The organism is Burkholderia sp. AU27893, from assembly GCF_002223205.1.
Lineage (GTDB): Bacteria > Pseudomonadota > Gammaproteobacteria > Burkholderiales > Burkholderiaceae > Burkholderia.
On record NZ_NKFD01000003.1, the window covers coordinates 74,393 to 99,476 of the forward strand.

Sequence of the window (25,084 nt, forward strand, 5' to 3'; positions counted from 1 at the left end):
GGATGCAAACGACATGAGCCAGGCAATGCAACCCCAACGCACTTCCCCGTCCCCCGATGCCGCCGTCGTACCTGCGCGAGCGCGCGGCGGCGTGTGGCAGCTGATCAACCGCTCCGGCATCGTGATGGTGTTTGTCGTGCTGTTCGCGACGCTGTCGCTGACCGTGCCGGACTTCCTCACGCCGCGCAACATCCAGGGCCTGCTGCTGTCGGTCACGCTGATCGGCTCGATCGCGGTGACGATGATGTTCGTGCTCGCGCTCGGCGAGGTCGACCTGTCGGTCGCGTCGATCGTCGCGTTCTCGGGCGTCGTCGCGTCGACGCTGATCACCGCGACGCACAGCGTCGTGCTCGGCGTCGCGGGCGGCGTGCTCGCGGGCGGGGCGGTCGGGCTCGTCAACGGCGTGCTGATCGCGCGCTGGCGGATCAACTCGCTGATCGTCACGCTCGCGATGATGGAAGTCGTGCGCGGGCTCGCGTTCATCACGTCGAACGGCGACGCGGTGATGATCTCCGAGGAACGCTTCTTCGATCTCGGCGGCGGATCGTTCCTCGGCATCTCGTATCCGATCTGGAGCAACATCGTCGGCTTCGTCGTGTTCGGCTTCCTGCTGCGCAAGACGGTGTTCGGCAAGAACGTGCTCGCGGTGGGCGGCAACGGCGAGGCCGCGCTGCTCGCGGGGCTGCCGGTGATGCGCATCAAGATCACGGTGTTCGTGCTGCAAGGGCTCGTGACGGGGTTTGCCGGCGTGATGCTCGCGTCGCGGATGAGCCTGGGCGACCCGAAGACGTCGGTCGGGCTCGAGCTCGGTGTGATTTCCGCGTGCGTGCTGGGCGGCGTGTCGCTGACGGGCGGCGTCGCGACGATCTCCGGCGTGCTGGTCGGCGTGCTGATCATGGGCTCCGTGCAGGATGCGATGAGCCTGCTGAACGTGCCGACGTTTTACCAATATCTGATACGCGGCGGAATTCTGTTGCTCGCGGTGCTGTTCGACCAGTATCGTCGCAACCAGCGGCGCGCGATGAAGATCTGACCCTGGCGAACGCGCGGCCGCCTGCATAAGCGACAGATATCGGGAGACGGCATGCAACAGATTCATCCGGCCACGCAGGCGACGCTGCTGGCGGACACCCGCAACACGCTCGGCGAAGGCGCGACGTGGTGCGACAGGACGCACGCGCTGTATTGGGTGGACATCGAAGGCGCGCAACTGTGGCGCTGCCGTGGGGATGGCTCCGACCTCACGCCGTGGGCGATGCCCGAGCGGCTCGCGTGCTTTGCGCTGACCGACGACCCGGATGTGCTGCTCGTCGGGCTCGCGACGCATCTCGCGTTCTTCAATCTGCGCAGCGGCGCGTTCACGCGGATCGTCGACGTCGAGGCAGAGCTGCCGACGCGGCTGAACGACGGGCGCTGCGACGGCTCCGGCGCGTTCGTGTTCGGGATGAAAGACGAAGGCAGCGAGCCGCCGCGCGCGGTGGGCGGGTTCTATCGGCTCAATGCCGATCTCACGCTCGAACGGCTGGCGTTGCCTGTGGCCGCGATTGCGAACAGCATCGGGTTCTCGCCGGATGGCGCGAAGATGTATTTCTGCGATTCGCTGGTGCGCGAGATTTTCGTGTGCGATTACCGTGCGGGCGGCGATGTCGCGAACGTGCGGTCGTTCGCGCGGCTCACCGATGCCGACGGCGACCCGGACGGCTCGATCGTCGATCGCGACGGCGGCCTGTGGAATGCGCAGTGGGGCGGCAGGCGGGTGGTGCGCTACGGGCCGGACGGTGTCGAAACGGATCGCATTGCGGTGCCGACCGCGCAGCCGAGTTGCACGGCGCTAGACGGCGAAGGCCGCCTGTACGTGACGAGCGCGCGCATCGGGTTGAGTGACGGTGCGCTGGCCGACGACCCGCATGCGGGCGGCGTGTTCGTTGCGCAGACGCGGCACGCGGGGTTGCCGACGGCGCGGTTTGCAGGGACACCGCGCGGCTGATCGCTTACGGGATGCCGTTCATGGGATGCCGCTGACGCAGCGGGTTTCGCGGCCAGGCCGGCGGTCCGCCACGCGCGCGTGAGTGCGCAGCGGCTGTCCGGCATGCCTGGCACCCTCCGTTCGCCTCCCGACGTGCTGGTAAGATGGCCCGCAATTCCATCCTGCCCGCACCATGAGTTCCGCACCAACCAAACCCGCGAATCCGAAGCCCGCCACGAAGCCCGCCACCCGCGCGACCGGCGACAAGCCGAAGGCGCGCGTGCAGCAGCGCCTGACCTACGTGATCGGCGGTCTCGACCGGCTGCTGCGCCGCCACATGACCGACGCGCTCGCCCCGCTTGGCATCACGCTCGCGCAATACACGGCGCTGTCGGTGCTCGAGGCGCGCGGCGCATCGTCGAACGCGCAACTGGCCGAGCGCTCGTGGATCACGCCGCAATCGGCGAATGAAGTGATGAGCGTGATGGCCGCCCGCGGTTTCGTCACGCGTGAAGCGGACCCGTCGCACGGCCGCATCATCCTGCTGACGCTGACCGACGAAGGCGCGGCGATGCTGCGTGAATGTGAAGCCGTGCTGCGCCCGCTCGAGACGCGCATGCTCGGCGACGTCTCCGCCGACACGGCCGCGGACGTGCAGCGCGCGCTCGAACTGTTTTCGCGCAACCTGCGCGGCTGACCGTTTCCCCGATTTCACGACACGGGCCCGCCGGGCCCGCGCTCGCTTCGTCCGCGCCATCGACGGCCGGCCGACCGCTCCCTGATTTCCCCGCCGCTTTCTCCGCTTTCCGCTCCGGGTTTACACCGGCGCTCGTGCCGCTTGCAATATCAGGTAGCCTGATATTAAATGAAGCCGTCCGCAGCAGGAATGCTGCGCACCGAATCGCACAGGAACGAACGACAGGAACCGATATGAGCAAGTACGACAACCGCTGGCAGACCGTTGAAGTGAAGGTGGAGGCCGGCATCGCGTGGGTCACGCTGAACCGTCCGGACAAGCGCAATGCGATGAGCCCGACGCTCAACCAGGAGATGCTGCAGGTACTCGACGCGGTCGAATTCGACGACGAAGCAAAGGTGCTCGTCCTCACCGGCGCGGGCGCTGCATGGACGGCCGGCATGGATCTGAAGGAGTACTTCCGGGAGATCGACGGCGGCTCCGATGCGCTGCAGGAAAAAGTGCGCCGCGACGCATCGGAATGGCAATGGCGCCGCCTGCGGATGTACAACAAGCCGACCATCGCGATGGTGAACGGCTGGTGCTTCGGCGGCGGTTTCTCGCCGCTCGTCGCGTGCGACCTCGCGATCGCGGCCGACGAAGCGGTGTTCGGGCTGTCGGAGATCAACTGGGGCATCCCGCCCGGCAACCTCGTCAGCAAGGCGATGGCCGACACGGTCGGGCACCGCCGCGCGCTGCACTACATCATGACCGGCGACACGTTCACCGGCGTGGAAGCGGCCGACATGGGCCTCGTGAACAGCAGCGTGCCGCTGGCCGAACTGCGTGACGCGACGATCGCGCTTGCGGCCCGCCTGATGGACAAGAATCCGGTCGTGCTGCGCGCGGCGAAGCACGGCTTCAAGCGCGCGCGCGAACTTACGTGGGAACAGTGCGAGGATTACCTGTACGCGAAGCTCGACCAGGCCCAGCTGCGCGATCCGGAACATGGCCGCGAGCAAGGGTTGAAGCAGTTCCTCGACGACAAGACGATCAAGCCGGGCCTGCAGGCCTACAAGCGCTGATACAAGCGCGGACGCAGCCGCCGGCTTCCCCGCCGGCGTATTCGCAAGAGACAGGCATGGCAGGAGACAACATGACCGACAGACGGATGCTGATCGCGGGCGAGTGGTGTGCGGCCCGCGACGGGCGCACCTTCGACCGATTCAACCCCGCGACGGGCGCGCTGGCGTCACGGGCGCCGGCGGCCGGCCTGGCCGACGCCGACGCGGCGATCGACGCCGCGCACCGCGCGTTTCCCGCCTGGTCGGCGCTCGCGCCGACCGAGCGTCGCCGGCTGCTGCTGAAGGCGGCCGACCTGATGGACGCGCGCATCGACGCGTTCATCGCGACGGGCGTGGCCGAAACCGGCGCGACGCCGGGCTGGATCGGCTTCAACGTGACGCTCGCGGCGAACATGCTGCGCGAGGCCGCGTCGATGACGACGCAGATCGCCGGCGACGTAATCCCGTCCGACGTGCCCGGCAATCTCGCGCTGGCGATGCGCGTGCCGTGCGGCGTCGTGCTCGGTATCGCGCCGTGGAACGCGCCGGTGATCCTCGGCACGCGCGCGCTGGCGATGCCGCTCGCGTGCGGCAACACGGTCGTGCTGAAGGCATCCGAAGCGTGCCCCGGCGTGCATGCGTTGATCGGCGCGGTGCTGGACGAAGCGGGGCTCGGCGCGGGTGTGGTCAACGTGATCACGCACGCGGCGGCTGACGCACCCGAACTCGTCGAGCGGCTGATCGCGCATCCGCACGTGAAGCGCATCAACTTCACCGGGTCGACGCATGTCGGGCGCATCATCGCGCGTCACGCGGCCGCCCACCTGAAACCGGTGCTGCTCGAACTCGGCGGCAAGGCGCCCGTGCTCGTGCTGGACGATGCCGATCTCGATGCAGCCGTCGATGCGATCGCGTTTGGCGCGTTCTTCAACCAGGGGCAGATCTGCATGTCGACCGAGCGCGTGATCGCGGCGCGGCCGATTGCCGACGCACTCGTCGAACGCCTCGCCGCGAAGGCGCGCACGCTGGTCGCGGGCGATCCGCTGGCCGGCCATCCGCTCGGCACGATGGTCGACGCGTCGGCCGCCGCGCGTGCGGCGTCGCTCGTCGAGGATGCGCGTGCGCATGGCGCGCAACTGCCGCTCGGCTGTCGCGTCGAAGGCGCGACGATGCAGCCGGCGATCGTCGATGGCGTCACGCGCGACATGCGGCTGTATCGCGAGGAATCGTTCGCGCCGGTTGTCGCGATCCTGCGCGCGGACAGCGACGACGAAGCGGTCGCGCTTGCGAACGACAGCGAGTTCGGGCTGTCGGCAGCCGTGTTCAGCCGCGATGTCGAGCGCGCGATGGCGGTCGCACGACGGATCGAATCGGGGATCTGCCACATCAACGGGCCGACCGTGCACGACGAGGCGCAGATGCCGTTCGGCGGCACGAAGGCGAGCGGCTACGGCCGCTTCGGCAGCCGTGCGTCGATTGCCGAATTCACCGAACTGCGCTGGATCACCGTGCAGACAACGCCGCGGCACTACCCCATATGAGCGAGGCGACGATGAATGATGCGATGCTCGCCAGCGGGCCGGTGAACGACACGGGCGGCGTGCGCTATCGCGCCGCGGCGGTCGCCGTTGGTGCGGCAGAGATTCGTCGCGCGGAAAACGGCGCGTGGTACCTGCGTTCGCGCGAACCGCTCGGCGACTACCCGACGCGCCTGACCGACTGCCTCGTGAACGGCGCGCAAGCGCATCCCGATCGCGTGCTGGCCGCGAAGCGCGGCGACGACGGCCGCTGGATCGAGATCACCTACGCGCAGATGCTCGAACGCGCTCGCGCGCTCGGACAGGGCCTCGTCGATCTCGGGCTGTCGGCCGAGCGACCGCTCGCGGTGCTGTCCGGCAACGATCTCGAGCATCTGCAGCTGATGTTCGCGGCGATGCTGGCCGGCGTGCCGTACTCGCCGATCTCGCCCGCGTATTCGCTGGTATCGACCGACTACGGCAAGCTGCGTCATACGCTCGGTGTGCTGAAGCCGGGTGCGGTGTTCGTCGCCGAACGCGCGCCGTTCGTGCGTGCGCTCGACGCCGTGTTGCCGGCCGATGCGGCGCTGATCGTCGCACGCGACGACGATGCCGATGTCGACGCCGACGGAAAGGGCCGCGCGGTGCCGCTCTCGCGCCTGCTCGCCACCGCCCCGCGCACGATCGACGCGATCCACGCGGCGGTCGGCCCCGATCATCTCGCGAAGATCCTGTTCACGTCCGGTTCGACGAAGCAGCCGAAGGCCGTGCCGACCACGCACCAGATGCTGTGCAGCAACCAGCAGATGCTGCGCCAGACGATGCCCGAACTGACGCGCGAACCGCCGGTGCTGGTCGACTGGCTGCCGTGGAATCACACGTTCGGCGGCAGTCACAATCTCGGCATCGCGCTGTACAACGGCGGCACGCTGTATATCGACGATGGCCGTCCGATGCCGGGCCGCTTCGACGAAACCGTGCGCAACCTGCGCGAGATCGCGCCGACGATCTACTTCAACGTGCCGAAAGGCTGGGAAGAACTGACGGCCGCACTCGAACGCGATGCCGAGTTGCGCGACACGTTCTTCTCGCGCGTGAAGCTGTATTTCTTCGGCGGCGCGGGCCTGTCGCAGGCCGCGTGGGACCGGCTCGACCGCGTGACCGAAGCGCATTGCGGCGAGCGGATCCGGATCATGGCCGGCCTCGGGATGACGGAGGCGTCGCCGTCGTGCCTGTTCACGACGGGGCCGCTGATGCGCGCCGGCTATATCGGGCTGCCTGCGCCCGGCTGCGACGCGAAGCTCGTGCCATGCGGCGGCAAGCTGGAACTGCGTTTCAAGGGGCCGAACGTGATGCGCGGCTACTGGCACGCGGACGTCGATCCGCGCGACGTATTCGACGACGAGGGCTATTACCGCAGCGGGGACGCGGGCGTGTTCGCCGATCCGGCGCGGCCGGAGCTCGGGCTGCTGTTCGACGGGCGGCTGACCGAGGATTTCAAGCTGAGCAGCGGCACCTTCGTGAGCGTCGGGCCGTTGCGCGCGAACGCGGTGTCGAGCGGCGCGCCGTACGTGCAGGACGTGGTCGTCACCGGGATCAATCGCGACGACATCGGGCTGCTGGTGTTTCCGCGCGTCGACGCATGCCGTGCGTTGGCGGGGCTCGCCGCCGATGCGTCGGTGACCGACGTGCTGCGCGCGCCGGCCGTGCGCGCGGTGTTCGAGCAATGGCTCATCGAGCTGAACCGGCAGGCGAGCGGCGGTTCGACGTTCGTCGCGCGCATCCGGCTGATCGACACGCCGCCGTCGCTCGACCTCGGCGAAGTGACCGACAAGGGTTCGTTGAACCAGGCGGCCGTGCAGCAGCATCGCGCGGCGACGATCGACGCGCTGTATGACCCGGCACGGCGCGATCCCGACGTGATTTACGCGTAACCGGAAGCACATCGCATCACGCAGACACAACGACCTGCCGGCCACGATACCGGCAGGCATGCTTGCGGCCAGTGAATCAGGCTGCCTGATAAAGGCGGCCGTTCGGACGACACCTTGCGCGCTGCTTCGCCACTGGCCGGCGACGGCGCGCGGCGGCCGTTAGCGGGCCGACCGACTACAAGACATGGGACTGGAGACAGGATGAACACTTACGTTGCCGAAAAACCCACGGTCGCGACCACGCTCGCGCTGTGTTTCGCGATCGCCCTCCTCGAGGGGCTCGACCTGCAGTCGGTCGGCGTCGCCGCGCCGCGCATGGCGCGCGAATTCGGGCTGTCCGTATCGCAGATGGGCATCGCATTCAGCGCGGGCACCTTCGGGCTGCTGCCGGGCGCGATGCTCGGCGGCCGGCTCGCCGACCGGATCGGCCGCAAGCGCGTGCTGATCGCATCGGTCGTGCTGTTCGGGCTGCTGTCGATCGCCACCGCGCAGGTATCGACGTTCGCGATGCTCGTCGTCGTGCGCGTGCTGACCGGCATCGGCCTCGGCGGCGCGATGCCGAACCTGATCGCGCTGTCGTCCGAAGCGGTCGAGCCGCGCTCGCGCAGCAGTGCGGTCGCGACGATGTACTGCGGGATCCCGTTCGGCGGCGTGATCGCGTCGCTGATCGGCGTGCTGCTCGCCGGCGACACCGAATGGCGGCACATCTTCTACGTCGGCGGCGTGGGGCCGTTGCTGCTCGTGCCGCTGCTCGTGTGGTTCCTGCCGGAATCGCGTGCGTATCTCGACGTAGCGGGCACGCAGGCCGCGCGCACCAGCGTCGCACGCACGCTGTTCGGCGACGGCCGCACCACGTCGACGGTCGCGCTGTGGGTCAGCTACTTCTGCACGCTGATCGTCCTCTACTTCCTGCTGAACTGGCTGCCGTCGCTGATGGCCTCGCGCGGGCTCGATCGCGCGCACGTCGGCCTCGTGCAGATCGCGTTCAACGTCGGCGCGGGGCTCGGTGCGCTCGGCATCGGGGCGGCGCTCGACCGGATGCGCGCGTCGCGCGTGGTGGGCGGCATGTATGTCGGGATCGTGCTGTCGCTCGCCGCGCTCGCGGCCGCGCCCGGCTTCGCGTCGCTCGCGGCGGCCGCGTTCGCGGCCGGGATGTTCGTGGTCGGCGGGCAGTCGGTGCTGTACGCGCTCGCGGCGATCTACTACCCGACCGCGATGCGCGGCACGGGTGTCGGCGCGGCGGTGGCCGTCGGCCGGCTCGGCTCCGTCGTCGGGCCGCTCGCGGCCGCGACACTGCTGGCCGCCGGCCGCAGCGCGCCGGTCGTGATCGGCGCGAGCATCCCCGTCACGCTTGTCGCGGCCTTCGCTGCGTTCGTGCTGATTCGCCGCCCGCAGGCAGGCGACTGATGGTTCGATTTTTTCAATGCGCGCCGTCAGAGCGCGCTTACTCAAGGTCTGGAGACGCAACGATGAAGACGAAGACAAGGAACGGCCTGCTGGCCGCCGGCGCGTGCTGCGCGCTCGCCGCGCCCGGTGCGTATGCGCAGTCGAGCGTGACGCTATACGGGATCATCGATACGGGCGTCGAATACGTGTCGCACGCGAACGCGGCAGGCGACCACGTCGTGCGGATGCCGGGCGTGACGGGCGAGCTGCCGTCGCGCTGGGGGCTGCGCGGCACCGAGGATCTCGGCGGCGGCTATCAGGCGGTGTTCACGCTCGAAAGCGGCTTCAACGTGCGCGGCGGCGATCTCGGCCAGGGCGGTCGGCTGTTCGGGCGCCAGGCGTTCGTCGGGCTGAAGAGCGGCTTCGGCACGCTCGCGTTCGGGCGCCAGTACACGATGACCTATCTCGCGCTGCAGGGCGCGGACATCATCGGCCCCGACATCTACGGGCTCGGCTCGTTCGACGCGTACGTGCCGAACGGCCGCGCCGACAACGCGGTGACCTACGTCGGCGCGTATCGCGGCGTGACGTTCGGCGCCGCATATTCGTTCGGCCGCGACGGCGCGGGCACCGGCAACTCGCCGGGGCAGGGCACGTGCGCGGGGCAAGTGCCGGGCGACGCGGTGCAGTGCCGCAACTGGTCGGTGATGCTCAAGTACGACAGCGCGTACTTCGGTGCGGCGGCGTCGTACGAGGAACAGCGCGGCGGCACCGGCGCGGCCGCGAACTTCTTCGACGGCGTGGCGCCCGTTCCGTTCACCAGCAGCGGCGGCAAGGACGCACGCACGCACGTGAGCGCGTATGCGCAGGCCGCCGGCGCGAAGATCGGCGCGGGCTGGATCGGGCGGCGCGTGTCGACCGGTTCGCCGGCCGCGCCCGGCGCGCATTCGGATTTGTTCTTCGTCGGCGCGTCGTATGCGGTGAAGCCCGATTTCGTCGTCGACGGCGAAGGCTACCGGATCGTCAACAGCGCGCACGACACGCGCGCGACGATGGCCACGCTGCGCGCGACCTATCTGCTGACGAAGCGCACGGCGGTCTACGCGCAATCGTCGTATCTGTGGAACAGCGCGCATGCGCGCTACTCGGTCAGCGGCGGCGGGCCCGGCACGACGCCCGGCGAAGGGATGGGGCAGCTCGGCGCGATGGTCGGCGTGCGGCACATGTTCTGATTCACCGGCGTGACGAACCGAACGGGAGTTATCTTGAACAGGAAATCTGCATTCCTCTGTATTGCGCCGCTGTCCGCCGCCGCGATGCTAGCCGGTTGCGGCGGCGACGATTCGGTGAATTCCGCACCGACGCACCTGAGCGCCGCGACACCGGCCGCGATGGCGCAGACCTGCGACGCGCTCGCCGCGAAGCTCGCGTATGCGAACACGTCGTTCACGTCGGTGACGACCGCGGCTGCCGGCGCGCTCACGGTGGCCGGCAAGCCGATCGCCGAGCACTGCGTGATCGAAGGGAAGATGAACGAGCGCGTGAGCCCGGTCGACGGCAAGACCTATGCGATCGGCTTCGAAATGCGCTTGCCGAAGGCGTGGAACGGCCGCTTCTTCTACCAGGCGAACGGCGGCCTCGACGGCAACGTCGTGACGGCGACCGGCGAGATCGGCGGCGGCGGGCCGCTGACCGATGCGCTGAACCAGGGCTTCGCGGTGATCAGCTCGGATTCCGGGCACAGCGCCGCGCAGAACCCGCTGTTCGGCCTCGATCCGCAGGCGCGCATCGACTACGGCTACGGCGCAGTCGATGCGCTCACGCCGATGGCCAAGCAGGTGATCCGGCTCGCGTACGGCAAGGCGCCCGACCGCAGCTATTTCGGCGGCTGCTCCAACGGCGGCCGTCACGCGATGGTCACGGCGGTGCGCAACCCGGCGGACTACGACGGCATCATCGCGGGCGATCCGGGCTTTCACCTGCCGAAGGCGGCCATCGGCGAGATGTACGGCGCGCAGCAGTTCGCGAAGATCGCATCGGCGACCGGCTCGAACGGGCTGCCGGATATCCGCAGCGGCTTCACCGACGCGGAGCGGCAGTTCGTCGGCGCGAAGATCCTCGAGAAATGCGATGCGCTCGACGGCGCGGCCGACGGGATGGTGCAGGACGTCGCCGCGTGCCAGGCGCACTTCAGCGTCGATGCGGACATTCCGACCTGCGCGAACGGCACGCGCACGGGCGCGTGCCTGACGACCGCGCAGAAGACCGCGCTCGAGAACGTGTTCACGGGCGCACGCAACAGCGCGGGCACGGCGCTTTACGCGGGCTTTCCGTACGATCCGGGCATCGCCGGCGGCGGCTGGGCCGCGTGGAAGCAGTCGAATTCGATCACGCTCGACCCGGCCGCGATGGCGTTCACGTTCATGTCGCCGCCGAAAACCGCCGCGGCGCTCGCGAACCTGCCCGGCTTCGCGCTCGGCTTCGACATGGACAACGACGCGCCGGCGGTCTTCGCGACCAGCGGCGTGTACACGCAATCCGCATGGACGTTCATGACGCCGCCCGACGAGACCAACCTGTCCGCGCTGAAGACGCGCGGGGCGAAGTTGCTCGTCTATCACGGCACCGGCGATCCGGTGTTCTCGTTCGACGATACGCGCGACTGGTACTCGCGGGTTGCGCAGACGAACGGCGGCGATGCGTCGGATTTCGCGCGCTTCTATCCGGTGCCGGGGATGAACCATTGCTCGGGCGGGCCGGCGGCCGACCAGTTCGACCTGCTGACGCCGCTCGTCGCGTGGGTCGAGCAGGGGCGGGCGCCGGGTGCGGTGGTGGCCGCCGCGCGCGATGCGACGAACGCAGTGCCGAATGCGGATGTGCCGGCGTCATGGGGCGCGGGGCGTACGCGGCCGTTGTGCCCGTACCCGCAGGTGGCGCGCTACAACGGATCGGGCGACGTGAATTCGGCGGCAAATTTCAGTTGTCGCTGACGTAGCCGTCGATGGGAGGCGGCCGGCGCATGCATTCGTGCGCCGGTCGCCTCATGTGTGCAACCGCTCACTTACTCGCCCGGTTCGACCGGCACCTCGAGCCCGACCTTCACGCGGCTCATGCTCACCAGCGTCTTGAACCGCTTCACGTTGTTGTTCGCGAAGAACAGCTCGCGCGTGAGCGCGTTGTACTGATCCATGTTGCGCACGGCCAGGATCAGCACGAAATCCCATTCCCCCGTCACGTAGTAGCACTGCTGGATCTGCGGGCAGCGCTCGAAGGTGCGCTTCATCGCGTCGAGCTGGTCGATCTGCTCGCTTTCGACCTCGACGTTGACGACGATCGTCAGCGGATGATCGACCTTGTCCGGCGCGACGACAGCGGTATAGCGCTCGATCACGCCTTCGTCCGCGAGACGTTTCAGGCGCCGGTTCACGGCCGCGGTCGACAGGTTGACGCGCGCGCCGAGCTCGCTTTGCGGCGTTTGCGCGTCGCGCTGGATTTCCATCAGCAGCTTGCGATCGAACGCATCGAGTGGGGTGGTCATGATGGCGCGTGAAGCCTCGGAGGAATGAGAAATTTTTGCGTGGCGGCCGCCGATTTGGCGATTTTATTGACCGGCGTGCGCAATATTATTTTTCGAACCGGCGGCGCGTGCAACCCGTGCGCGCCCGACCCGAACCGACTCACGGAGCGCTGCCCCCATGCTGATCGCCAACCCCCGCGCCTCGCGCGTCGCCTATCCCCACGCACTGCGCCGCGTGATGAACATCGCATCGGCCGACGAAAGCGGCGCGTGGCTGTCGCACTGGCCGCTCGTCGGCAACCTGCGCACGCCGCTGCGCGCGCTGCCGGATCTCGCCGCACGGCTGGGTGTCGCGTGCGTCAGCGTGAAGGACGAGTCGTGCCGCTCGCCGCTTGGCAGTTTCAAGGCGCTTGGCGCGCCGATCGCGCTGGTGCGGCTCGTGAAGCGGCTGCGACGCACGCAGGATCTCGATCCGCAACGGCTCGTCACCGGCCGCTACGCGGCGGAACTGGCCGACCTGACGGTGATCAGCGCGACCGACGGCAATCACGGCCGCGCGCTGGCCGCCGCCGCGCGGGCGATCGGCTGCGGATGCGTGATCGTGCTGCACGCGCACGTCGACGCGGAGCGCGAACGCGCGATCTCCGCGTACGGCGCGCGGATCGTGCGCATCGAGGGGAACTACGACGAGTCGGTCGTCTGCGCGGCGCAGCTCGCACAGGCGAACGGCTGGTATGTCGTGTCGGATACGTCGTACGACGGCTACGAAGCGATTCCGCGCGACGTGATGCAAGGCTATGGCGTGATCGCCGCCGAGGCGGCCGCGCAGGCGGCTGAGGACGACGGGCGGCCGTTCACGCACGTGCTGCTGCAAGGTGGCGTGGGCGGCCTCGCCGCGGGCGTCGCGAGTTACCTGTGGGAGCGCGACGGCGTGCAGCGGCCGCGTTTCATCGTCGTCGAGCCGCGTCAGGCCGACTGCCTGTACCAGAGTGCGCTCGCGGGGCGCGCGTCCAGGGCGACCGGCAGCGTCGATTCCGTGATGGCCGGGCTCGCGTGCGGCGAGGCGTCGCCGCTGGCATGGGACTTCCTCGAGATGTGCATCGACTACTTCATGCTGATCGACGACGAAGACGCGGTGCAGACGATGCGCGGCCTCGCGGCCGGCAGTGAACGCGACGTGCCGCTCGTGGCCGGCGAATCGGGCGCGGCCGGCGTCGCGGGGCTCGAGGTGCTGATGCGCGACCCGGCGCTCGCGCGGCAGGTGGGGCTCGATGCGCACTCGCGCGTGCTCGCGATCAATACGGAAGGCGCGACGGCGCCCTCCGTGTACCGGAACTGCGTCGGCGAAACGGCCGACGCCGTGCTCGCGCGGCAGCGCGCCTGGCTGGACCGCACGGCAGTGGCGGCCTGAACGACATCCCGACCGATCCCGATCGATCCCGATCGACTACGACTGACGAGGCCAACGCGATGGACGCAACCGAAGAAAGCACGCTGCAGGGGCAACTGAAGGCCTGGCGCCGCCACTTGCACCAGCATCCGGAGACGGGTTTCGAAGAGGTGAACACGTCGGACTATGTCGCGCGCATCCTGACGACGCTCGGGCTCGACGTGCATCGCGGGATCGGCGGCACGGGGCTAGTCGCGAACCTGACGGCCGGCACCGGCAAGCGCGCGATCGGCATCCGCGCGGACATGGACGCGCTGAACATCGCCGAGCACGCGCCGGGCCGCGAACACGCGTCGCGCACGCCCGGCAAGATGCATGCGTGCGGGCACGACGGCCACATGTCGATGGTGCTCGGCGCTGCGCAGCTGCTGGCCGAGCGCAAGGATTTCGACGGCACCGTGCGTTTCATCTTCCAGCCGGCCGAGGAGCACGGCCGCGGCGCGAAAGCGATGATGGCCGACGGGCTGTTCGAGCGCTTTCCGGTCGACGCGATCTTCGGCGCGCACAACATGCCGGGGATGCGCGCGGGCACGTTCTCGACGCGTGCGGGCGGCATCATGGCGAGCGAGGACAACTTCGTGATCCGAATTGACGGGCGCGGCACGCACGCGGCGCGCCCGCACATGGGCATCGATCCGATCGTGATCGGCGCGCAGGTCGTGCTCGCGCTGCAGACGATCGTGTCGCGCAATCTCGATCCGGGCCAGCAGGCCGTGATCTCGTGCACGGAGTTCATCACCGACGGGCTGCGCAACGTGCTGCCGTCGACGGTGACGATCAAGGGCGACACGCGCAGCTACTCGCGCGACGTGCAGGCGCTGTTGGCCATGCGGATGCGCGAGATCAGCGAAGGGATCTGCCGCACGCACGGCGCGACCTGCGCGTTCGAGTACACGCACGAGTTCGCGCCGACGGTGAATTCGCCGGAATGGGTCGACACGGTCGTGCGGGCCGCGGCACAGGTGGCGGGCGCGGAGAACGTGGACGCGAACGTCCAGCCGATGATGATCTCGGAAGACTTCGGCGCGTTCCTGCAGGCGGTGCCCGGCAACTTCGTGTTCATCGGCAACGGCGAGGCCGCCGGGCGCGGCGGCGTGCCGCTGCATAACGCGGGCTATGACTTCAACGACGAGATCCTGTCGATCGGCGCGCGGTATTTCGCGGAAGTGGCGCGGCGGGCGTTGACGGCGGCGTAGCGCATCGCTGCATGATGCGGATGCGACGGGAAACGGCTCGCTGTGTGGCGGTCCGTTTCACTGTCAGGCGACACGAGCGGCGCCGCAGCCGCAGGCAACACATCGTGGCCGCGCTCGCGCGATGTGTTGCCTACCGCGAATGTCACTGCATCACACCAGTTCGCCCAGACACGCGTCGAACTGCGCGACGAGCCGGTCGACATCATCGGCCGTCGTCTGCGGACACACGAGCATCATGTTGTGGAACGGCGTGATCAGCACGCCGCGATTCAGCAGGTACAGGTGCACGATGTGCTCGAGTTCGCTGTCGAGCTGCGCACCGGCGATCGTGCCGTTGCGCGGCGGCGTGGGGGCGAACTGGAACTCGGTGCGCGCGCCGATGCGCGTCACGCACCACGGCAGTCCGTGTTTCGCGATCGCCTGCTCAAGCCCCGTCGCCAGCCGCGCGGCGAGTTCGAACATATGCGCATAGGCCGCGTCGGTCGCGACTTCGGCGAGCGTCGCGCGCATCGCATGCATCGCGAGCATGTTCGCGGTGAGTGTCGTACCGATCCCCGAATGGCCGGGCGGCGCGTTCAGCTTCGCCTGCTTCGCGCGTTCCGCGAATTCGGCGCTGAACCCGTACACCGCGCACGGCACGCCGCCCGCGATCGGCTTGCCGACCACCAGCATGTCCGGCTCCAGATCGTGTGCGACCGCATAACCGCCCGGGCCGCTGCTGATCGTGTGCGTCTCGTCGATCACGAGCAGCGTGCCATGGCGGCGCGTCAGTTCTCGGGCCGCCTCCCAGAAGCCCGGATCGGGCAGCACCATCCCGATGTTCGTCATCGCGGGCTCGGCGAGTACGCAGGCGACATCGCCGCCTTTCAGCGCCGCTTCGAGCGCGGCGAGGTCGTTGAATTCGACGACGCGCGTGTTCGCGAGCAGGTCGTACGACTGCCCGAGCAGGCTGTCGCGCTGCACGGGGCGGCCATCGACGAGATCGACGAACACGTCGTCGACCGTGCCGTGATAGCAGCCGTTAAACACCACGATCGTGTTGCGGCCGGTGGCCGCGCGCGCCCAGCGCAGCACGAAGCGGTTCGCGTCGCTCGCGCTCAATGCGAACTGCCAGACCGGCAGACGGAAGCGGCGCGCGAGTTCGCGCGACACCCACGCGGCATCCTCGCTCGGCAGCATCGTCGTGTAGCCGCGCATGGCCTGCTCGATGAGTGCCCGCGCGACGGGTTCGGGAGCATGGCCGAACATCGCACCGGTGTCGCCGAGGCAGAAGTCGGCGTAGCGGTGGCCGTCGACGTCGGTGAAGGTCGCGCCGCGCGCTTCTTTCACGTATAGCGAGAACGGCGTCGACCAGTCCTGCATCCAGTGCAACGGCACGCCGAACAGCAAGTGCTCGGACGCTTCCGCGGACAGGGCGCGGGAGACCGGCATGGCTTCGGTGAATGCGCGGCGCTCGCGATCGAACAGCGCGCGGGCGCGGATGAGGTCGACTCCGTGGCGGGAAGGCAAAGGCAGCTCCTGGGCTGTGAGGATGACGAAGACGATAGCGCGGAGCGCGGGGGGCTGAATAGAGGCGGAATTACCGAGGCGGACGCAGGTGCTCGGACGCGGCGATTCAATGATGCGCACGTTGACATGCGAGCAGCACGACGACCCGGCTCAGGTTTCCATTCGATGCAATTTGATTGAGAGATAGCATAGGTAAATAAAAAACGGAAATCGGCATAAAGGTTTCCATGTATTTGATTCCGGTTTTTCGCAACCTATCGTTGACGCATGTCGTTGCGTGAATATGTCCACATGGCTAGGTGAATACTGCCTTAATGGAGGATGACGGCAGGGTGGGCAGGCCGGCGAAAGGGCATTGCCGGCCCCATGCGCGCAATGGCGTAAATGGCATTCCATGGGGATATTGCATTCAAATTTCGAGATACTGGAATATCGAATTTGAATGGAATGGGCGGAATGTTTTGTCCGAAGCGAACCGCTAATGGGCGGCGTTCGGATTTCACGAAACGGCCTGAATACGGAATAGAAAAATGAAGATCGGCAAATACATCATCGCGGCGGGCGCATGCATTGCATTCACCGGCCTCGCCCAGGCGGGCCCGACGGCGCCGCACGCCGTCGTCAAGACGATCCGGCTGACGGCGCACATTGGCGACAGCCTGTTCGTGTCGACCTCGGGCGGTGCGGCCGCCCATGGCGTGGTCGAGCTGAATGCGACGGACGGCTCGCCGCAGACGTTCGGCGCAACGTTGCCGATCCGCGTCTACACGACGAATCCCGACGTCCGCGTCGCGCTGCTGCAGCCGCTGAGGCTGTCGAACGGCCGCTACGACATGACCGACGCAAAGGTCGTGCTGGCGGACAAGGCCGGCGGCGCGGACATCGCGCACGACGGCGCGCGCACGCTCACCCTGGTCAAGCCCGGCATCAATGGCTACGACGAAACCCGCAACCTGACGATCAGTGCCAATGCGCCGGCTACGCGCGGGGCAGCCGGGGTCAACGGAAGCTACCGGGGCGATCTGGTGCTGATGTTCGAACCGGTCGCGTCGGCGGGGGACGATACGGTACCGGGCGGCAGGGTGGCAGCGGTAGACAAGTAAGGATCTGGCCGGCCGGGTTGCTGCAATAAAAGTTTTTGCGCATAAACCGACAGCGGCACGACTGGCCGCTGTCGTATTGCATGGAAAGTTAGTGGACGCTCACACTTGGGCCGTTTCGGTCGGCGTGCGTTCGACGCCGGTCCATGGTGTGCCGACGTCGCTGCGAATGACGGGAGCGCCGACGCGCGGTGCCGGTGAGTAGGCGCTCGCCTGGCGGTGCCTGGCGCTTCCCGTTCGCAGCAGCGGCACGCTACGCCAGCGTCTTGACCATGTGGTGTTCGTCGTAGAAGCGGCCATCGACGAACATCGAGCGCGGTTCCGTACCGAACCGCACGAACCCCTGCGATGCATACAGCCGCTCCGCGGTGGCGTTGACCTCGTTCACGCACAGCATCAGCTGCTTGCAGTCCCATTCCCGCGCCGCGTGCGCGGTCGCGCTTTCGAGCAGCGTTTGCGCGATGCCTCGCCCGCGATACGCGGGATCGACGAACACGCCCCAGATCGTCGCCTTGTGCGCGATTTTCACGCGCGCATCGCGGCGCACGCCGGTGATGCCGACGAGCGTATCGCCGTCGAACGCGCCGAACACCGCACGTTCATGGGTCGGCGTGATGCGCGTCGCGAATTCGTCGACCGGCACCTGCGATTCTTCGTCGAGCGTCGGCAGGAAGGAGGTGGGGGCGGTGTCGACCGCACGCAGGCGAACGGTCTGGAAACGGGCGGCGTCGGCCGCATCGAGCAGGCGGGTGGTGATCGTCATCGGGGGCGTTCCGGTTGAAGGTCGTGCATGCCGGCGCGAGCCGCTGGGGCCGCGGGATGCATCGTCCTTATCGTAATAGGAATCCCGGTGTTGCGCGGTGGCGTTCGGCACCGCCGCGTGATCGCATTCAGACCGTCAGATCGTCAGATCGCGTCGCGCGGCCGCCTGGCATCGCCGTCGACGCAGCACGCGAGCACCTCGGCATCGGTGTCGCCGAGGCTCAGGTACACGTGGCCGACCGCGCTGTCGAGCTTCAACGGCATTGTGTTTAGCGGCGCGCGCGTGCTGTCGGGCATGGCCGGCAACGGCGTCACACGCGTGTCGGGCCCGGCGTCGAGCGTGTGTGATGGCCAGCGGTCGGGGCGCGGCAGTCAGTACTGCAGGAGAGAGGTCGTGCGACGGGGGGCGTTGGAGACGGAGGAGTGGTATCGCGGGAATATCGGCTGGCGTGATGCGCGCCGCGGCATAAAGAACAGGAACGAGGTGCAACTGGCGCGCCGTCGCGCCGAACCGGTGCCCGACGTCGAACGCGCGACGAGGCGCCCGATCAGCTCAGGCGCGCCGCATCCGAATCAATACCGCGCCAATTGATTGCCGTTGATCTGCACGCGATCGCCCGGACGCAGGTTGCCCGGCGACTGCACGTCGAACGAGCGCATGGAGCCGTCGCTGACCTGCACGTCGATCCGGTAGCTGCTCGGGCCCTGCGCGGCGCCCATCTGCTGGCCGATCTGGTTGCCGGCCACCGCACCGCCGAGCGCACCGATCACGGTGGCCGCATCGCGGCCGTGACCGCGGCCGAACTGGTTGCCGACCAGGCCGCCGACCAGCGCACCGACGACGGTGCCGGCGACGCCCGACGGGCCGACCGAGCCGTTGACCGGCTGGATGTTCGAGACCGTGCCGTACTGCGTGCCGTAGCCGTTGCCGTACTGCTGCTGATTGCCGTACTGGTCATACGGCTGCGACCCGTATTGCTGCGGGTTGCCGTACTGATCGTACGGCTGCGGCGCCTGGTTCGGATACGGCTGTTGCTGCTGGACGTAACCCGGTTGCGAATACGCGGGCTGCGCGTAGCCGGGCGTCGCGTATTGCTGCTGTTGCGGATACCCCGGCTGCGCGCCGTAGTAACCCGGCGCGACGCAGGCGGTCAGCGGAAGCGCCGCGACGGCGACGAGCGAGGCGAACAGAACGGTCTTCGTGGAAGGCATGCGCATCATGATGATTCCTGCATCGGCAACGGGTTCGCCGACGAATGCCGGAACGGGTGGCGAACTCGGCGTGAGTATAAGGAATGGCCGGAGGCGCGTCCGGTGCGGCCGGGTAACAACGTGTAAAGTCTGTTGCCGCGTAAATCGCCGCGCGGGCGGCGCGCGAAAGCGACGCCCGGCAAGGGCGCGACGCGGCTTCCCGACGCCCGCCTTCCGGCGATGCCGATGCCGCGCGGTCGTCGGTTTTTCCGTCACATTTCCCGCGATCCCGCCCCATCGCCGTGCCGGGCCCGGCGGCCGCGCGCGCCGCGCATCGCGAAATCGAATGCGCGGCATCGCGACATTTAATTGGCCTCGGGCGACGGCGTCCGATATCGTGGCCGGATTCCCTGCCAACGGTCGCGCCGTGCCGGCTGCGGTGCCTTCCCCTGTCCGCGCCGGTGACGTGCCGCGACCGCCCCACATTCCGAGCCATGACCGATCGTCTCTTCATCAACGCCGTCGACACCGGCGGCCAGCCCATCCAACTCGTCGTCCGTGACGGCCGCTTTGCCGCGATCGGCGCCGCTTGCGCCGCCGCGCCAGGCGCGAAAACGATCGACCTCGACGGCCGCGTCGTGCTGCCCGGCTTCGTCGACGGCCACATCCACCTCGACAAGAGCTTCGTCGGCGATCGCTGGGTGCCGCACGAACCGGTCGGCACGCTGCGCGAGCGTCTCGCGGTCGAAAAGCGCCAGCTCGCGGCCGCGCCGCCGATCGTCGAGCGTGCGAACGCGCTGATCGCGCAGGCCGCCGCCTTCGGCACGGTCGCGATGCGCAGCCACGTCGACGTCGATGCGACCACCGGTCTGTCGAACCTGCAGGCCGTGATGGCCGCGCGCGAGCAATGGCGCGGCATCGTCGATATCGAACTCGTCGCGTTCCCGCAGGCCGGCGTCGTCACGTGCCCCGGCACCGCCGAGATTCTCGATGCAGCCGTGCGCGAAGGCGCGGACGTGGTCGGCGGGATCGACCCGACGACGCTCGACGGCGATGCGGACGGCCAGCTCGACATCGTGTTCGGTATCGCCGAGAAGCGCGGCGCGAAGATCGACATCCACCTGCACGAGCCCGGTGAAGCGGGCATCGCGCAGCTGCTGCGGATCGCGGCGCGCACGCGTGCGGCGGGGCTCGGTGGCCGCGTGAACGTGAGCCATGCGTACGCGCTCGGCCAGGTGAGCGATGACGACGTGCAGCGCACCGCGGCGGCACTGGCCGACGCCGGCGTGTCGATCCTGACGAATGCGCCGGGCGACTGCGCGTTTCCGCCGGTGCAAGCGCTGCGCGACGCGGGCGTGCACGTGTTCGCGGGCAACGACAACATCCGTGACGCCTGGTGGCCGTTCGGTAACGGCGACATGCTGCAGCGCGCGATGATGGTCGGCTATCGGTCGGGCTTCTACACCGACGAAGCGCTCGGCATCGCGCTCGACATGGCGACGCACGCCGGCGCACGCGTGATCGGCAAGGAGAACTACGGAATCGCAGTCGGCTGCGATGCGACGTTCGTCGCGGTGCGCGCGCCGAATGCGGCGGCGGCCGTCGCGGGCGTGCCGGCCGAGCGCTGGGTGTTCCGTCGCGGCGAAAGCGACACCGGCGCACCGTTCGCTCCCGCGCTGCGCTTCACGCGCTGACCCATCTGACCGGCGGCACGGCGTGCGCCGTGCCACCTTCGCACTGACCGCACTGACCGCACTGACTGCACTGGCCGACCTCACCGGAACCGACATGACGAACCTGCTGATCCGCAACGTCCGCCCGAACGCCGACGCCGCGCTCGACATCCTGATCGAAGGCGATCGCATCGTGCGCATCGGCCCGTCGCTCGACGCGCCCGCCGGCTGCGCGATCGAGGACGGCGCGGGCGCGCTCGCGCTGCCCGGCCTCGTCGAAGGCCACACGCACCTTGACAAGACGCACTGGGGGATGCCGTGGTATCGCAACCAGGTCGGGCCGCGCCTCGTCGACCGCATCGAGAACGAGCGCCACTATCGCGCGACGAGCGGCCATGACGCCGGCGCCGCGTCGCTCGCGCTGGCGCGTGCGTTCCTCGCGGCCGGCACGACGCGCATCCGCACGCACGTCGACATCGATACCGAAGCCGGGCTGCGGCATCTGCACGGCGTGCTCGCGACGCGCGAGACGCTGCGCGGGGAAGTCGAGATCCAGATTGTCGCTTTTCCGCAATCGGGCGTGCTCAAGCGGCCGGGCACCGCTGCGCTGCTGTCCGAAGCGCTGGCCGCCGGGGCCGATCTGCTCGGCGGGCTCGACCCGTGCGCGATCGAAGGCGATCCGGTCGAGGCGGTGGACGTGCTGTTCGCGATCGCCGAGCGCCACGGCCGCGGGCTCGACGTTCATCTGCACGAACGCGGATCGATGGGCGCGTACTCGCTCGACCTGATCCTGCAGCGCACGGCTACGCACGGCATGCAGGGCAAGGTGACGATCAGCCACGGGTTCTGTCTCGGCGATATTGCCGAACGCGAGCGCGATGCGCTGCTCGCGCGGATGGCCGAACTCGGCGTCGGGCTCGTCACGACCGCGCCCGCGGCGGTGCCCGTGCCGCCGGTGGCCGCGTGCCGCGCGGCGGGCGTGACGGTCATCGGCGGCAACGACGGCGTGCGCGATACGTGGACGCCGTATGGGTCGCCCGACATGCTCGAACGCGCGATGCTGATCGGCATGCGCAACGATTTCCGCCGCGACGATGCGCTCGAGGTCGCGCTCGACTGCGTGACGCACGGCGCGGCGCGCGGTTGCGGTTTCGACGGTTACGGGCTGCAGCCGGGCAGTCGCGCGGACGTCGTGCTGGTCGACGCGCTGACGTTCGCCGAGGCTGTCGTCGCGCGGCCGGTGCGGCGGCTCGTCGTGTCGTCGGGGAAGATCGTTGCGCGCAACGGCGCGCTGGTCTGAGTGAAGCGTGAGCGCAGCGTCGCCCCGGTATGATCGGGTTTTCAGCGGGATTTCCCGGGAGACGACGATGCGACGCACGACAGCGGCACGGGCCGCACGATGGATGGCGGCGGCCCTGTTCGCCGTGACCACCGCGCACGCGGTGGCGGCCGGGGCAACGGACGCGCAGCAGGAAGCCAACCGGCGGACGGTGCTCGCGTTCTACGAAAAAGGCCTGAACGAGAAAGATGCCGACGCCGCGCTCGCGTACGTCGGCGATCGCTACGTGCAGCACAACCCGAACGCGGCCGACGGCCGCGACGGCTTCCGCAAGTTCGTTGCGTTCCTGCGCGACAAATATCCGCAGTCGCATAGCGAGATCAAGCGCTCGTTCGTCGACGGCGACTACGTGATCCTGCACGTGCATGCGGTGCGCGAACCGGGCACGCGCGGCAGCGCGATCATGGACATCTTCAAGCTCGAGAACGGCAAGATCGTCGAGCATTGGGACGTCAATCAACCCGTGCCCGAGCAGACCGCGAACGGGAACACGATGTTCTGACGGGGGGCGGGCGCGCGGGCGTGTCGACGTGCCCGCGGTCTCGTTGCATCGGCCGTGCCGCGGCGTCCTTCATATTGCCGCCGCATCCCGCCTGCTCGCTACTCCTCCAACTCCAGCATCGTCGCCAGCGCCTTCGTCAGTTCGCTGACCATCGGGTCGGCCGTCGGCCGATGCAGGATCGCGATGTCCATGTGCTCGATCGGCGCGAAGCCCTGCTTCGCGGTCAGCACGACGTGCTCGTCCGTCACCACGCGCGCGGGCAGCACGCTGATGCCGAGCCCGTCCGCGACGGCGGCCTGGATGCCGCTCAGGCTCGACGTCGTGAAGCTGATCCGCCAGCGGCGGCCGCGCTCCTCGATCGCCTTGATCATGTCGTCGCGATAGAGCCCGCGCGGCGGGAAGACGACGATCGGCACCGGGTCGAGATCGATCGTCGGATGCTTCGCGCTGTCGATCCAGCGCAGCTTCTCGGGCCAGCGCACGACGGCCTCGCGGCTGTCGCGTCGCTGCTTGATCAGCACGAGATCGAGCTCGCCGCGGTCGTATGCCGCGCTGATGTCGCGGCTCAGCCCGCACGTCACTTCGAGCTTCACCTGCGGATGCGCGCGCTTGAACGCCGCGAGCGCATGCGTCGTGCGGCCTGCCGCGAAATCGTCGGGCACGCCGAGCCGGATCGTCAGCGCCACCGTGGCGCCCGACAACGCTTCCAGCATCTCGTCGTTCAGCGCGATCATGCGCCGCGCATAGCTGAGCACCGTCACGCCCGCGTCGGTCGGCCGCACGTCGCGCGTGCCGCGGTCGAGCAGGCGGTGCCCGGCGATTTCCTCGAGCCGGCGCACCTTCTGGCTGACCGTCGACTGCGTCGAATGCAGGCGCGCGGACGCCGTCGTGAAGCTGCCGCAGTCGGCGACCATCACGAGCGCGCGCAGCAGGTCGAGGTCGAACAGGGGTCTATTCATTTATGCACTTCTGCGGATTCGAACATTTCATTTCCAAATGCGTGCGACGACTTTTAACATGGCCGGACGGAGTGGGCAATCGCGGTTTCGCCGGACGCGGCGCGGCGTTGTGCGGGCTGTTGAGGCGTCTGGCGCATACTCCAGTGGCGGTATAGGTCGCTTTACTGGAGCGATCTGAACCGCGCTTGGAAAGTGCTGCGCCAATCGCCCGTGTAGACGTCGCCGTTCGCGAATATCCGGGGAAATACGCTGTGTGTCGGATGTGCATCGCGCAGAGTAAACACGAAAAAGTCATTGTTTTAGCCGTAGATCAGCCACTGCACTAGCCTTCAGGCTCGCCTCCGCCTTCACCGCCTTTCTATTCCCATTCCCCCCGCTTGCGCTCAAAAATAGAGCGGTCTAGACTGCATCGCAGTTTCATCGAAGTCCCTGTCTTTCGCGCACCGCGCCGGGCGATCCGGCGCATCGCTCCCCACCGGACGCCGGCGTTCGCCCGCCGCGTCGAGACCTACAAGGACGCACCATGAACCGCATTGCAAAGCTCCTCGTTACCGCGCTCGCGTTCGCGCCGCTCGCGTCGTTCGCCCAGGACACGTCGACGATCCGCTGGGGCATCGACCCCACGTATCCGCCGTTCGAGGCGAAGCAGCCCGACGGCTCGCTCGCCGGCTTCGACATCGACCTGCGCAATGCGATCTGCGAGCAACTGCATGCGAAGTGCGTGTGGGTCGAGCAGGGCTTCGACGGGATGATCCCGGCGCTGCGCGCGCGCAAGTTCGACGTGATCATGTCCGCGATGACGGCCACCGACGAGCGGCTCAAGCAGATCGACTTCTCGAACAAGCTGTATGCATCGCCGGGTGCGCTCGTCGCGCCGGTCGGCTCGACGCTGCTGCCGACCGCCGCGTCGCTCGCGGGCAAGCGCGTCGGGATCGACCAGGGCACGACGCAGGAGGCGTACGCGAAGGCCGAATGGGCGACCAAGGGCGTGACGATCGTCTCGTACCAGAACCAGGACCAGGTGTATCAGGATCTCGTCAACGGCCGCCTCGACGCGACCTTCCAGGACAAGACGCAGGCCGGCTACTCGTTCCTGAAAACGCCGCGCGGCAAGGGCTACGCGTTCGCGGGCCCCGACGTGACCGACGTGCGGATCACCGGCTACGGCGTCGCGATGGGCGTGCGCAAGGGCGATGAGGCGATGAAGAAGCGGCTGAACGACGCGATCGTCGCGATTCGCGCGAACGGCACGTACCAGAAGATCGCCGCGAAATATTTCGACTTCGACATCTACGGCGCGAAGCAGCAACTGACTTCCGCACCGTGAATCAGTGATTCCGTGA

21 protein-coding genes are annotated in these 25,084 nt (G+C 68.3%); 16 read left to right on the forward strand and 5 right to left on the reverse strand.

Annotated features, from left to right (window positions below; translation table 11 throughout):
• Positions 1 to 13 precede the first annotated feature (13 nt).
• The 9 genes from araH to CFB47_RS18445 all read left to right on the forward strand — a co-directional run bounded on the left by araH (position 14) and on the right by CFB47_RS18445 (position 11,533).
• Positions 14 to 1,033: an L-arabinose ABC transporter permease AraH gene (gene araH, locus CFB47_RS18405; RefSeq protein WP_089461882.1), complete on the forward strand. Its 1,020-nt coding sequence runs from the start codon at positions 14 to 16 to the stop codon at positions 1,031 to 1,033.
• A 51-nt stretch (positions 1,034 to 1,084) separates the two neighbouring features.
• A complete protein-coding gene (locus tag CFB47_RS18410; protein ID WP_089461883.1) occupies positions 1,085 to 1,987 on the forward strand; it encodes an SMP-30/gluconolactonase/LRE family protein in 903 nt (300 codons plus the stop codon).
• A gap of 172 nt (positions 1,988 to 2,159) precedes the next feature.
• On the forward strand, positions 2,160 to 2,663 hold the full coding sequence (locus CFB47_RS18415; protein WP_089461884.1) for a MarR family winged helix-turn-helix transcriptional regulator: 504 nt from the start codon (positions 2,160 to 2,162) through the stop codon (positions 2,661 to 2,663).
• Between the two features lie 233 nt (positions 2,664 to 2,896).
• Positions 2,897 to 3,727, forward strand: a complete 831-nt coding sequence (locus tag CFB47_RS18420; protein WP_089441351.1) for a p-hydroxycinnamoyl CoA hydratase/lyase — start codon at positions 2,897 to 2,899, stop codon at positions 3,725 to 3,727.
• 71 nt (positions 3,728 to 3,798) lie between these two features.
• On the forward strand, positions 3,799 to 5,247 hold the full coding sequence (locus CFB47_RS18425) for an aldehyde dehydrogenase (protein WP_089461885.1): 1,449 nt from the start codon (positions 3,799 to 3,801) through the stop codon (positions 5,245 to 5,247).
• Positions 5,244 to 7,157 (forward strand): feruloyl-CoA synthase, encoded by a 1,914-nt coding sequence (locus tag CFB47_RS18430; RefSeq protein WP_089461886.1) that lies wholly within the window; start codon positions 5,244 to 5,246, stop codon positions 7,155 to 7,157. Before CFB47_RS18425 ends, CFB47_RS18430 begins: the two co-directional genes overlap by 4 nt.
• A 201-nt stretch (positions 7,158 to 7,358) precedes the next feature.
• Entirely contained in the window at positions 7,359 to 8,564 is a 1,206-nt protein-coding gene (mhpT, locus tag CFB47_RS18435) for a 3-(3-hydroxy-phenyl)propionate transporter MhpT (protein WP_089459236.1), read from the forward strand.
• 62 nt (positions 8,565 to 8,626) lie between these two features.
• On the forward strand, positions 8,627 to 9,775 hold the full coding sequence (locus tag CFB47_RS18440) for a porin (protein ID WP_089461887.1): 1,149 nt from the start codon (positions 8,627 to 8,629) through the stop codon (positions 9,773 to 9,775).
• 33 nt (positions 9,776 to 9,808) lie between these two features.
• The gene (locus CFB47_RS18445) at positions 9,809 to 11,533 is read left to right on the forward strand and encodes a tannase/feruloyl esterase family alpha/beta hydrolase (RefSeq protein WP_089461888.1); all 1,725 of its coding nucleotides are present in this window, start codon (positions 9,809 to 9,811) and stop codon (positions 11,531 to 11,533) included.
• Positions 11,534 to 11,604: 71 nt separating this feature from the next.
• On the opposite strand, the gene CFB47_RS18450 is transcribed toward CFB47_RS18445, so the two are convergent.
• Positions 11,605 to 12,081, reverse strand: coding sequence for an Lrp/AsnC family transcriptional regulator (locus CFB47_RS18450; RefSeq protein ID WP_089428770.1), 477 nt, complete (start codon positions 12,079 to 12,081; stop codon positions 11,605 to 11,607).
• Between the two features lie 157 nt (positions 12,082 to 12,238).
• Between CFB47_RS18450 and CFB47_RS18455 the strand changes: the two genes are divergently transcribed.
• Both CFB47_RS18455 and CFB47_RS18460 read left to right on the forward strand, forming a co-directional pair.
• A complete protein-coding gene (locus CFB47_RS18455) occupies positions 12,239 to 13,471 on the forward strand; it encodes a diaminopropionate ammonia-lyase (RefSeq protein WP_089461889.1) in 1,233 nt (410 codons plus the stop codon).
• 59 nt (positions 13,472 to 13,530) lie between these two features.
• On the forward strand, positions 13,531 to 14,706 hold the full coding sequence (locus tag CFB47_RS18460; RefSeq protein ID WP_089461890.1) for a M20 aminoacylase family protein: 1,176 nt from the start codon (positions 13,531 to 13,533) through the stop codon (positions 14,704 to 14,706).
• 150 nt (positions 14,707 to 14,856) lie between these two features.
• Here CFB47_RS18460 and CFB47_RS18465 read toward each other — a convergent pair whose 3' ends face one another.
• Positions 14,857 to 16,215 carry an aspartate aminotransferase family protein gene (locus tag CFB47_RS18465; RefSeq protein WP_089461891.1) on the reverse strand — a complete coding sequence of 453 codons (1,359 nt, stop codon included), beginning with the start codon at positions 16,213 to 16,215 and terminating at the stop codon, positions 14,857 to 14,859.
• Between the two features lie 530 nt (positions 16,216 to 16,745).
• Here CFB47_RS18465 and CFB47_RS18470 point away from each other — a divergent pair.
• Entirely contained in the window at positions 16,746 to 17,318 is a 573-nt protein-coding gene (locus CFB47_RS18470) for a hypothetical protein (protein WP_089461892.1), read from the forward strand.
• A gap of 250 nt (positions 17,319 to 17,568) precedes the next feature.
• Here the strand turns inward: CFB47_RS18470 and CFB47_RS18475 are convergent, their stop codons facing one another.
• A complete protein-coding gene (locus CFB47_RS18475; protein ID WP_089461893.1) occupies positions 17,569 to 18,078 on the reverse strand; it encodes a GNAT family N-acetyltransferase in 510 nt (169 codons plus the stop codon).
• Positions 18,079 to 18,650: 572 nt separating this feature from the next.
• Positions 18,651 to 19,298 carry a glycine zipper 2TM domain-containing protein gene (locus tag CFB47_RS18480; RefSeq protein ID WP_089461894.1) on the reverse strand — a complete coding sequence of 216 codons (648 nt, stop codon included), beginning with the start codon at positions 19,296 to 19,298 and terminating at the stop codon, positions 18,651 to 18,653.
• Between the two features lie 464 nt (positions 19,299 to 19,762).
• Here CFB47_RS18480 and CFB47_RS18485 point away from each other — a divergent pair, with 464 nt between their 5' ends.
• The 3 genes from CFB47_RS18485 (at position 19,763) to CFB47_RS18495 (ending at position 22,782) form a co-directional block, all read left to right on the forward strand.
• Positions 19,763 to 20,962 carry an amidohydrolase family protein gene (locus CFB47_RS18485; protein ID WP_089461895.1) on the forward strand — a complete coding sequence of 400 codons (1,200 nt, stop codon included), beginning with the start codon at positions 19,763 to 19,765 and terminating at the stop codon, positions 20,960 to 20,962.
• 94 nt (positions 20,963 to 21,056) lie between these two features.
• Positions 21,057 to 22,241 carry an amidohydrolase family protein gene (locus tag CFB47_RS18490; protein ID WP_089462026.1) on the forward strand — a complete coding sequence of 395 codons (1,185 nt, stop codon included), beginning with the start codon at positions 21,057 to 21,059 and terminating at the stop codon, positions 22,239 to 22,241.
• 67 nt (positions 22,242 to 22,308) lie between these two features.
• Positions 22,309 to 22,782 (forward strand): nuclear transport factor 2 family protein, encoded by a 474-nt coding sequence (locus CFB47_RS18495; RefSeq protein ID WP_089461896.1) that lies wholly within the window; start codon positions 22,309 to 22,311, stop codon positions 22,780 to 22,782.
• A 98-nt stretch (positions 22,783 to 22,880) separates the two neighbouring features.
• Here CFB47_RS18495 and CFB47_RS18500 read toward each other — a convergent pair whose 3' ends face one another.
• Positions 22,881 to 23,741 carry a LysR family transcriptional regulator gene (locus CFB47_RS18500; protein WP_069252751.1) on the reverse strand — a complete coding sequence of 287 codons (861 nt, stop codon included), beginning with the start codon at positions 23,739 to 23,741 and terminating at the stop codon, positions 22,881 to 22,883.
• Positions 23,742 to 24,264: 523 nt separating this feature from the next.
• Between CFB47_RS18500 and CFB47_RS18505 the strand changes: the two genes are divergently transcribed.
• A complete protein-coding gene (locus tag CFB47_RS18505) occupies positions 24,265 to 25,068 on the forward strand; it encodes an ABC transporter substrate-binding protein (RefSeq protein ID WP_089461897.1) in 804 nt (267 codons plus the stop codon).
• Positions 25,069 to 25,084 lie beyond the last annotated feature (16 nt).